Here is a 9,495-nt window from a genome sequence, read left to right on the forward strand (position 1 = left end):
TTTATGGCATTTGATTTCAAAAAAGAATACCGAGAATTCTATATGCCGAAAGGAACACCTTCAATAGTAACTGTGCCGGAAATGAATTTTATCGCGGTACGCGGCAGCGGGGATCCTAATGATGAGGAAGGCGAGTACAAACAGGCGATAGGTCTTCTGTACGGTATTGCTTTTACGATCAAGATGAGTAAGAAAGGCAGCTATCAGATCGATGGATATTTTGATTATGTGGTGCCGCCTTTGGAAGGATTCTGGTGGCAGGATGGAGTGATCGGTGTCGATTATACCCATAAGGATTCTTTCCGGTGGATCTCCGTCATCCGTCTGCCGGATTTTGTGACGAAAGATGATTTTGACTGGGCTGTCAAAGAAGCTGCGGCAAAGAAGAAACAGGATTTTTCGAAAGTTGAGTTCTTTACCTATGATGAAGGGCTGTGTGTTCAGTGTATGCATATCGGGGCTTATGATGATGAGCCTGCCACGGTAGCGGCGATGCACAGATTTATGGAAGAGCAGGGATATGCTCTTGATATTACGGACGAACGCATGCACCATGAGATTTATCTGAGCGATGCGCGGAAAGCGGCACCGGAGAAGCTGAGGACCGTGATCCGTCATCCGATAAAAGTGAAGGAGAATTGATCCTATGGAGTACATCAGAGTTACAAAGGAAAATCTTGAAAAGGAGCATATCTGCTGTGCCATTTCCAATAATAAGGATGTTCAGGTGTCATCGAAGAAGGCGTGGCTGGCCGACAGGTTTGAAGAGGGACTTGTCTTTCTGAAGAGTGTGGAGCGGGGAAAGTGCTTTATAGAATATATCCCGGCTGAGAACGCGTGGGTTCCAATCCGGGCTGACGGCTATATGTATATCGATTGCCTGTGGGTGTCCGGTTCCTTCAAAGGTCATGGCTATTCTACTGACTTGCTGAATGCCTGTATTGATGACAGTAAAGAAAAAGGAAGGAAGGGACTGTGTATTCTGGCGGCGTCTAAGAAGAAGCCTTTCCTTGCTGATCCCAAATTCCTGAAATATAAAGGGTTTACTGTGTGTGATGAGACGGATAATGGCATCCAGTTGTGGTACCTGCCTTTTGTGACGGATGCAGACAAGCCCCATTTCCGGGAATGTGCAAAGCATCCTCACATAGAAGAAAAAGGATATGTGCTGTATTACACCAGCCAGTGTCCGTTCAATGCGAAATATGTTCCGGTTTTGGAGCAGACCGCCAAAGAGAATGCCATACCATTCCATGCGATTCATATCAAAAGCAGAGAAGAAGCGCAGAATGCTCCGATGCCGATCACAAATTATGCGCTGTTCCATGACGGGGAATATATTACGAATGAGCAGATGAACGATAAAAAGTTTCTGAAACTTGTGAATGCTTGATCAGGATCAATACCGCCATGGAGTTTTTGTTGCTCACGTGGAACAACGTCGAGACCGTGGCTCTGCTAACAAGAACAAATTGAAAGAGGGCTGGAAAAGCCCGTGTTTAAGCCATTTCTACGGCATCCGTCTTTCTGAGAAGAGAGACGGGTGCCGCGTTTTCTGTCCGAAAAAATGAGAATATTGCTCTGGCGTGGCTGTGGGAGGGCTATTTGGATGAATTTTTGGCAGGCGAGACTGTGGCTTTGCTATTTTCGGGGGTTGTGACTGTGGAAAGGCTATTTGACCAGGAAAATAGAAAAAAGGCGATGCAGAATCATCATCTGCACCGCCTCTCATCGTGTTAATCCTCTTTGAAGTACGAGGCTATCAGCAATGAAGTGATGAATCTGCTCGGAGAAAATCCGGCTACTGAATTAGAGGATATCAACCAAGAGATCGCTGACCTGCAGAAGGATATTCTCGCCGGAGTGAAAGCACATCGGGACATCACAGGACTTGCTGAAAGAGTACAGCAGTTAAGAAGCAGAAAGACAGAGATTGAAGCTGGGCGGACAGCAGAGAAACGGAACAAAGAACGAATCAATAACCTCCGCGAATCCATCGAGAAGTCAAAGGATAAGGTGCTCGCTTATGATGAGCTACTGGTCCGAAACTTTATCAAGGAGATCAAGATCTTTCCCGATAAGCTTACCATCACGGTGATAAGCGGTGCACATGAAGACATCACAATTTAATATTGTCAGTATTTTGCCGTCTCGGATTATCGGGACGGCTTTTCTGTTTTTCACGAATTCCAAACATGATATACTAAGTAACGAAATGGTGTTGATGAGAAATGGATATAATTGCTACTGATTTCAAAGCCACTTGGAAGAAGACAAGATACGTATACCAAGATATAAATCAGAAGTTGGAGGGATAGATTACTATGATTATCAGATATGCAGAAGAGAAAAATTTTATAGAATTGCGACAGTTTTATGACGGTATGTGTAAAGTTTTGAGCGGAAAAGATTTTCTGCCGGAGGGAGATAAAGGTGGTTTCCCTCCAGATGAAATGATCAAAGATGCAATCAAAGAGAGAAATCAGTTTATCGGTATTGAAGATGGTCGAATTGTTGCAGCGTATATTATGAATCATGATCGTGATGAGGCGTATCACGCAGTTAAATGGCTTATTGATGCAAATGATAACGAGACAGTAGTTCTTCATGCCTTGCGTGTCCTTCCGGAATATGGAGGTCATGGATACTCGAAGCAGTTAGTTCAACACGCAATTGACACAGCAAGGGAAAGAAACCTTAAATCAATTCGTCTTGATTGCATAGAGGGAAATGATATTCCACAGAAAATGTATATGTCGTTTGGATTTAAGTATGTGGATAAGGTTGAAATCACATATGTTGATATTGGAGTACCGAGGAAGTTCCTCTTATATGAGTTTGTACTCTAATCAAGACATAATAACAGTTATATCTTGAACATTGTACAAACAAATTCCCGTTTGTCGGGATGACGCAAAATCGGAGTTTATCAGAGAATGAGGAATAGTTGAAATGGAGGCGCTATAATAACATGAAGATTGAAGGGAACCAGAAAGAACTGGATGCAATGGTAGAATTTCATAAGGGAAACCGTGTCGAGGGACTGAGACTGCAAGAAGAATTTGCAGCGGAATTTCGTAAGGAGTATAAAGACAAAGATCACTGTCCTTGCCTGAAAGCCTGTCGTTATCACGGAAACTGTAAGGAATGCGTAGCGATCCACAGAGCGCATCAGGAACATGTTCCTAATTGTATGCGACCATTGATTAATAAAAAATTGAAATTGATGTCAGAATTAACAGAGCATACCTTGGCAAATGAAATAGAAGCTCCACATGAGATTTTAAGAAAATAGGAAAGTCAAATTCCAGTTCAATGTGTTTTGCAATGTCGCTGATATATTGAAGGTAATGGAGCAACATCATATTTTCGATCAATTTCCGAATAGCATGTTCCTACCTTGACCAATTCCCAGACAGCATGAACCAGTATGATTATTTTTTCTACTGTCTCGGGGCATGTTGAGACAGTGGCTCTGCTAACAAGAACAAATTAAAAGAGGGCTGGAAAAGCCCGTGTTTAAGCCATTTCTGCGGCATCCGTCTTTCTGAGAAGAGAGACTGGTGCCGCGTTTTTTGTCCGGGACTTCATCGAAAAGATTGAGGTCTTCCCGGACAGAATGCGCTTTACCATGAAGGCGGGGATGGGAACAGAAGTGGCGATGTGATTATCTCTCTATCCCGGCATTAATAAATCTGCCAAGGATCTGCTGGTACCGGTACCATCGTTCATTTTTCTCCCAGCTAAGGCTCCTGTTTACAGCGAAAGATCCGTTAAGGATGAACTTAAAAAGCATCTCGGCTTCATCTGTGGCGAGGCCGGTATGCGCCATAAGATCCGGGACAACTTTGTCATGCTCATGAGCAACAATCCTCTGGATGATATGGTCGCTGACAGATACGTCCATAAACAAGTGATGATACTTATCAGAATCAGCGATCCGCTGGCAGGCGGGCAGGACGGTTTCGTTCTCACGGAGCAAATCTGACCTGCCGCTGTGGATAATATCGAGTACATCAACAACCGTTCCGGAGCCGCTCTCTGAAAGGAGGAGGGCGTCATCGATGACACTGTCCAGTACTTCATCCAGGCAGTCAAAATGCAGGTAAAAGGTAGAACGGGCAATTTCAGCCTGCCTGCAGACCATGGTGACATTGATCTTGTCATAGGCGGTTTCTTTATTCAGTTCCAGAAGCGCATCTTTGATGACCATCTGTGTGTATAACGTTCTTCGGTCAGTCTTTTTCTGATTTGGTGACTTCATTTTATTCACCGTCTTTCTCTGATATCTGCAATCGAATATTCCAGATCATGAGAAACTCCTGTACAGTTTTGCAATTCTGTACGGGAGTTATTCTTTTGAGAGAATGTGTTCTTCTCATTTTTCCAAATTCAAGTATATTAGTTTATAGACAGGGTGTCAATAAACTGTCGCTAATCTTGTATCGCAGAATCAAAAATGAGAGAGGAATGAAAATCATGACCTTTTATGAGCAGATTGTAAATGAAGTACAGATGAGCAATTATTCCAGATATTACAACGTATATGCATCCGGCAGGACTGTGGTTCCGCTGACAAAGAAAGAGCCGCTCCCTTATGAAGAGCAGATTCAGTATTTTGTTCAGAAAGTGAAGGACGCGGACTGCGTGATCGTTGGAGGAGCATCCGGCCTTTCCGCGGCAGGCGGCGGGGATTTCTATTATGAGGACAACGCCTCCTACCGGAAATATTTCGGAAAGTATGCGGAGAAATACGGATTCAAAGGTGCTTTTGCCGGTGCGTTTGCCCACTGGGATTCCCGTGAGGAGTTCTGGGGATATATGGCAACATTCCTGCATACCACCCAGCATGCGGAGGTTCGGAATCCGTACCTGGATTTGGATGCGGTCCTCGCGGATAAAGAATTCTTTGTACTGACCACAAATCAGGACACCCAGTTCGTAAAGCTGTATCCGGAGTCTAAAGTCGCCCAGATTCAGGGCGACCATCGCTTCTTCCAGTGCTCCAGGTGCTGCACGGATGAGGTATGGGATGCCGTGAAACCGGTGCAGGAGATGATCGATGCCATGGGTGACGGCACGGTAGTGCCGAAGGAACTGATCCCGCGCTGCCCGCACTGCGGCGCTGAGGCGTTTCCGTGGGTCCGGGGTTATGGAAATTTCCTGACCGGTAAGAAATACGAAGAGGAATATCAGAAGATATCAGATTACATTCTCGCGCATAAGGACGAGAAGATTCTTTTCCTGGAACTCGGCGTCGGAAGACTCACACCGATGTTCATCCAGGAGCCGTTCTGGACACTGGTGAACAGTTTGCCACAGACGACGTATATTTCTGTGAACAAGGATTATGCGTTCCTGCCGGAGTCAATTGAAGACAGGGGACTGGCTATCCAGGCCGATATTGGGAAAGTGCTGGAGGATGTAAGAAGTGAAATGGAGAAGAAAGTCACAGCTGTATGATCGTAGAGGGTGAAAAATGATGGAATATAAAGTAAACGATTATCAAGAGGCAAAAGACTGGCTGAAAAACACGGACGCCATTCTGATTACGGCGAGCAACGGGCTTTCCATCGCGGAGGGGTATCATATTTTTGCGGATAATGGGTCGTTCAGAAGGTACTTTGGGAAGTTCCGTCAGAAGTACGGCGCAGACTGCCTGATCCGCGGTGTGTTCACGCCGATGACGGCGGCCGATCATGAGGAATATATGCAGACGGTTCATCAGTATTTAATTGACGACTACCATGGCAGTGAGGTAATGAAAAACCTGCTTTCAATTGTCAGGAATAAACCGTATTTTATCGTGACCAGTAACGGCGACGCGCATTTTCAAATGAATGGTTTTGACCGGGACAGAATCTTCGAAGTGGAAGGTAACTTCGAAGGCCTTACGGAGGGGTCTGAGGAGTGGAACGGCCAGCGGGAGAGATTTTACGCATTCCTTCAGGAGTATTCCGGGCAGAATGCTCTGCTCTTTGAGCTTGGCATTGGGAGCCGGAACCAGCTGATCAAAGCCCCGACGATGGGAATGGCAGCGGAATATCCTTCCTGGAAGTTCATTACGATGAATATGCCGGGAAAAATCAACGTTCCGGATGCGCTGGCAGACAGGACAGTAGCCCTGACAGGTGATATCGGAGAAAACTTAAGGAATCTTTTGAATGAATGAGAGTCTGAACATGAGGTTACAGACTATGAAATCAAATGGACGATCCGGGAAAATCAGGGAGAATCTTTCGGGGCAATTGGCATTTTCTTCTTTTGTCCCGGCGGACCTGCAGGATATTCGGATACAATATACAGATGAAATGGTAAGGATTTCAAAGCCACTTTGAAGAAGACAAGATACGTATACCAAGATATAAATCGGAATTTACCTATTAAGACATATAAATTGTTGACAAGAAAGCTCCTATATAGTAGGTTTTTAATAAACTACTATATAGGAGCATTTGTATGGACATGAATGGAGGATTTCTTGTCACCAAAATAAAACAACTTGGAGACCGGATTTTCGAGAAGATTCTTAGTGAAAAGAATATTGATGCGTTTAATGGAGCCCAGGGACGTATTCTTTATGTGCTGTGGCAGGAGGATGGTATCTCAATCAGGGCACTCTCGACTAAATGCGGATTAGCGATAACATCTCTTACTACGATGCTGGAAAGAATGGAAAATCAAGGGCTGATAAGCCGTGTTCAGTCTGAAACGGACAAAAGAAAAACACTCCTGTTTCTGACTGAGAAAGCACATGCCTTAAAGGGCGAGTACGATTCTGTATCTGATGAGATGGGCAGTATTTACTATAAAGGTTTTTCAGAGGAAGAAATTACCCGCTTTGAGGAATGCCTCGACCGCATCAGAAAGAATCTTGAGGAGTGGCAGAAGTCATGAGTATTTGTATCAAAGATCAGATTCAGAACATGAATATCGTCATTGGCTGCACAGTGGGGTGTACATATTGCTATGCCCGCAACAACGTGAAACGCTGGCATATGATTGATGACTTCGCTGACCCTGAATTCTTTCCAGGCAAGCTCAGGATGATGGAAAAGAAACGTCCGCAGAATTTTCTTCTTACCGGCATGAGCGATCTCTCCGGATGGAAGCCGGAATGGAGAGACGAGGTATTTGCAAAGATCCGTGAAAATCCACAGCATCAGTTTCTGTTCCTTACCAAGCGACCTGATTTGCTGGATTTTGATACCGATCTGGAAAACGCATGGTTTGGCGTTACGGTGACGAGGAAAGCAGAACGGTGGCGTATCGACGCCCTTCGGAAAAATGTCAGAGCAAAACATTACCATGTTACCTTTGAGCCGTTATTCGATGATCCCGGCACAGTTGACCTTTCCGGAATCAATTGGATCGTTGTGGGCACCATGACCGGAGCTCAGAGCAGGAAGATTCATACGGAGCCGAAATGGGCATGGTCTCTGGCGGACCAGGCACATAGGCTCGGCATTCCGGTGTTTATGAAGGAAGACCTTGTCCCTATCATAGGGGATGAAAATATGATTCAGGAAATGCCGGAAGAATTTAATAAAGTGTTAGAGGTACAGAAATCATGGAAGAAGTAATAAATGGAATCCTCATTCGTGAGGTGGAAACAAAGAACATCATGACTAAGTCTAGTCTGCCGGTAGGTGGTTACTCGGTCAATCCCTATGTGGGCTGTACACATGCCTGCAAGTATTGCTATGCTTCTTTTATGAAGCGCTTTACCGGGCACAAGGAGGAATGGGGCACTTTCCTTGATGTGAAGCATTGGCCGGGAATTAAAAATCCGAAGAAATATGCCGGACAGCGGGTGGTCATCGGTTCTGTGACAGATGGCTACAATCCACAGGAGGAGCAATACGGGAATACCAGAAAACTTCTGGAGCAGCTGATCGGCAGTGACGCAGATATTCTGATCTGCACAAAGTCGGATCTTGTGGTACGGGATATTGATCTGCTGAAGAAGCTTGGACGTGTAACCGTTTCATGGTCGATCAACACACTAGATGAAAATTTCAAGAACGATATGGACTCTGCTTCGAGCATTGAGCGCCGTATCTCTGCTATGAAGCAGGTATATGAAGCAGGTATCCGTACAGTCTGTTTCGTATCCCCGGTATTCCCCGGTATCACGGATTTTGAAGCAATCTTTGAGCGGGTAAAGGATCAGTGCGATCTGTTCTGGCTCGAAAATCTCAATCTTCGAGGCAGTTTCAAAAAGACAATTATGGATTATATCGCCGGAAAATATCCTGATCTGGTACCACTTTACGACGAGATCTATAACAAGCATAACCGCAGCTACTTTGAAGCACTTGAAGTAAAAGCTGAGAAAATGGCTAAGAAGTATGATTGTACTTTTGTAGATAATGAAATGCCTTATGGCAGAGTCCCACAGGGGCATCCGGTGATCGTAGATTATTTCTATCATGAAGAAATCCGTGGGACAGAGAATACCGGAAAAAGAAATCGCTAACTTCCAGTTCAATGTGTTTTGTAATGTTGCTGATATTATTGAAGGTAATGGAGCAACATCATATTTTTGACAAATTCCCGAATAGCATGTTCCTACCTTGACCAATTCCCAGACAGCATGAACCAGTATGATTATTTTTTCTACTGTCTCGGCGCACGTGGAGACAGTGGCTCTGCTAACAAGAACAAATTGAAAGAGGGCTGGAAAAGCCCGTATTTAAGCCATTTCTGCGGAATCTATCTTTTCGCTTTTTTGCTGTCTCGGACTATCGGGACGGCTTTTCTGTTTTTCACGAATTCCAAACATGATATACTAAGTAACGAAATTGTGCTAATGAGAAATGGATGTCATTGCTACTGATTTCAAAGCCACTTGGAAGAAGACAAGATGGGTATTCCAAGATATAAATCGAGATTTGTGGAGGAGAGTAATTTGCTGGTGTTAAATAATTTAGAGCGGTTGCTAACGGTATGTAAAGTCAAAAGCATTGATGATATAGATTTAAGCAAGGAATTCTACTTCATTGGGAAAACAGATGAAGAAATTTCTCTTGTGTGTGAAACAAATGACGTCCCTGAAAATACAATAGAACGTGAAGATGGGTGGCGTGGTTTCCGTATTCAAGGAATTTTGGATTTTTCACTCATTGGTATTCTTTCAAAGGGCGGCGTCCGTATAATGGTGTAAATTGAAAAATTAAAAAGAGCCAGGTGCTCGACCTTTAGGTATAATGAAAATCGACCAAAATCACCATTAATACCAAGGAAGGAGAACACGATGGCTCAACTCAATATTACATTGAATCAGGAGGAAATTCTACAATTACTTTCCGTGGATCGCGATGAAGCGTTCCGGACACTGCTCACCAACAGTCTCAACAGCATCCTGAAGGCGGAGTCTCAGGAACAGCTTCGGGCTGCGCCGTATGAGCGTTCTGACGAACGCACAGACAGTCGCAACGGCATCCGCAGCCGGACCCTGAAGACCCGGATCGGCACCATCACATTGGAAGTTCC

12 protein-coding genes and 1 pseudogene are annotated in these 9,495 nt (G+C 44.5%); 12 read left to right on the forward strand and 1 reads right to left on the reverse strand.

The features are described 5' to 3' along the window. Positions 1-3 precede the first annotated feature (3 nt). The 5 genes from BLQ24_RS02750 to BLQ24_RS02770 all read left to right on the forward strand — a co-directional run bounded on the left by BLQ24_RS02750 (position 4) and on the right by BLQ24_RS02770 (position 3,295). Positions 4-642 carry a GyrI-like domain-containing protein gene (locus tag BLQ24_RS02750; RefSeq protein WP_090162416.1) on the forward strand — a complete coding sequence of 213 codons (639 nt, stop codon included), beginning with the start codon at positions 4-6 and terminating at the stop codon, positions 640-642. 4 nt (positions 643-646) lie between these two features. Then, on the forward strand, positions 647-1,393 hold the full coding sequence (locus BLQ24_RS02755; RefSeq protein ID WP_090162418.1) for an N-acetyltransferase: 747 nt from the start codon (positions 647-649) through the stop codon (positions 1,391-1,393). A gap of 380 nt (positions 1,394-1,773) precedes the next feature. Then, positions 1,774-2,130: a hypothetical protein gene (locus BLQ24_RS02760; protein ID WP_176755850.1), complete on the forward strand. Its 357-nt coding sequence runs from the start codon at positions 1,774-1,776 to the stop codon at positions 2,128-2,130. Between the two features lie 194 nt (positions 2,131-2,324). After that, the gene (locus tag BLQ24_RS02765; protein WP_090162423.1) at positions 2,325-2,849 is read left to right on the forward strand and encodes a GNAT family N-acetyltransferase; all 525 of its coding nucleotides are present in this window, start codon (positions 2,325-2,327) and stop codon (positions 2,847-2,849) included. A gap of 122 nt (positions 2,850-2,971) precedes the next feature. Continuing rightward, entirely contained in the window at positions 2,972-3,295 is a 324-nt protein-coding gene (locus BLQ24_RS02770; protein WP_004613237.1) for a hypothetical protein, read from the forward strand. Positions 3,296-3,667: 372 nt separating this feature from the next. Here the strand turns inward: BLQ24_RS02770 and BLQ24_RS02775 are convergent, their stop codons facing one another. Then, the gene (locus BLQ24_RS02775) at positions 3,668-4,264 is read right to left on the reverse strand and encodes a TetR/AcrR family transcriptional regulator (protein WP_090162425.1); all 597 of its coding nucleotides are present in this window, start codon (positions 4,262-4,264) and stop codon (positions 3,668-3,670) included. A gap of 206 nt (positions 4,265-4,470) precedes the next feature. Here BLQ24_RS02775 and BLQ24_RS02780 point away from each other — a divergent pair, with 206 nt between their 5' ends. From BLQ24_RS02780 to BLQ24_RS02810, 7 genes and pseudogenes are all read left to right on the forward strand, one after another. Beyond that, positions 4,471-5,463 (forward strand): SIR2 family NAD-dependent protein deacylase, encoded by a 993-nt coding sequence (locus tag BLQ24_RS02780; RefSeq protein WP_090162427.1) that lies wholly within the window; start codon positions 4,471-4,473, stop codon positions 5,461-5,463. A 16-nt stretch (positions 5,464-5,479) separates the two neighbouring features. Beyond that, positions 5,480-6,172: a hypothetical protein gene (locus tag BLQ24_RS02785; RefSeq protein ID WP_207644937.1), complete on the forward strand. Its 693-nt coding sequence runs from the start codon at positions 5,480-5,482 to the stop codon at positions 6,170-6,172. Positions 6,173-6,459: 287 nt separating this feature from the next. Then, positions 6,460-6,897 (forward strand): radical SAM mobile pair system MarR family transcriptional regulator, encoded by a 438-nt coding sequence (locus BLQ24_RS02790; protein WP_090162429.1) that lies wholly within the window; start codon positions 6,460-6,462, stop codon positions 6,895-6,897. Beyond that, positions 6,894-7,583 carry a radical SAM mobile pair protein A gene (locus BLQ24_RS02795; protein ID WP_090162432.1) on the forward strand — a complete coding sequence of 230 codons (690 nt, stop codon included), beginning with the start codon at positions 6,894-6,896 and terminating at the stop codon, positions 7,581-7,583. Before BLQ24_RS02790 ends, BLQ24_RS02795 begins: the two co-directional genes overlap by 4 nt. Then, the gene (locus tag BLQ24_RS02800; RefSeq protein WP_090162433.1) at positions 7,571-8,479 is read left to right on the forward strand and encodes a radical SAM mobile pair protein B; all 909 of its coding nucleotides are present in this window, start codon (positions 7,571-7,573) and stop codon (positions 8,477-8,479) included. Before BLQ24_RS02795 ends, BLQ24_RS02800 begins: the two co-directional genes overlap by 13 nt. Before the next feature lie 435 nt (positions 8,480-8,914). Further along, positions 8,915-9,142 (forward strand): annotated as a pseudogene (locus BLQ24_RS02805) (ACT domain-containing protein); the annotation flags it as partial. A gap of 114 nt (positions 9,143-9,256) precedes the next feature. Further along, on the forward strand, positions 9,257-9,495 hold a 239-nt coding region (locus tag BLQ24_RS02810; RefSeq protein WP_176755851.1), incomplete at its 3' end, for a transposase.

The organism is Eubacterium pyruvativorans (assembly GCF_900102225.1).
Lineage (GTDB): Bacteria > Bacillota > Clostridia > Peptostreptococcales > Anaerovoracaceae > Aminicella > Aminicella pyruvativorans.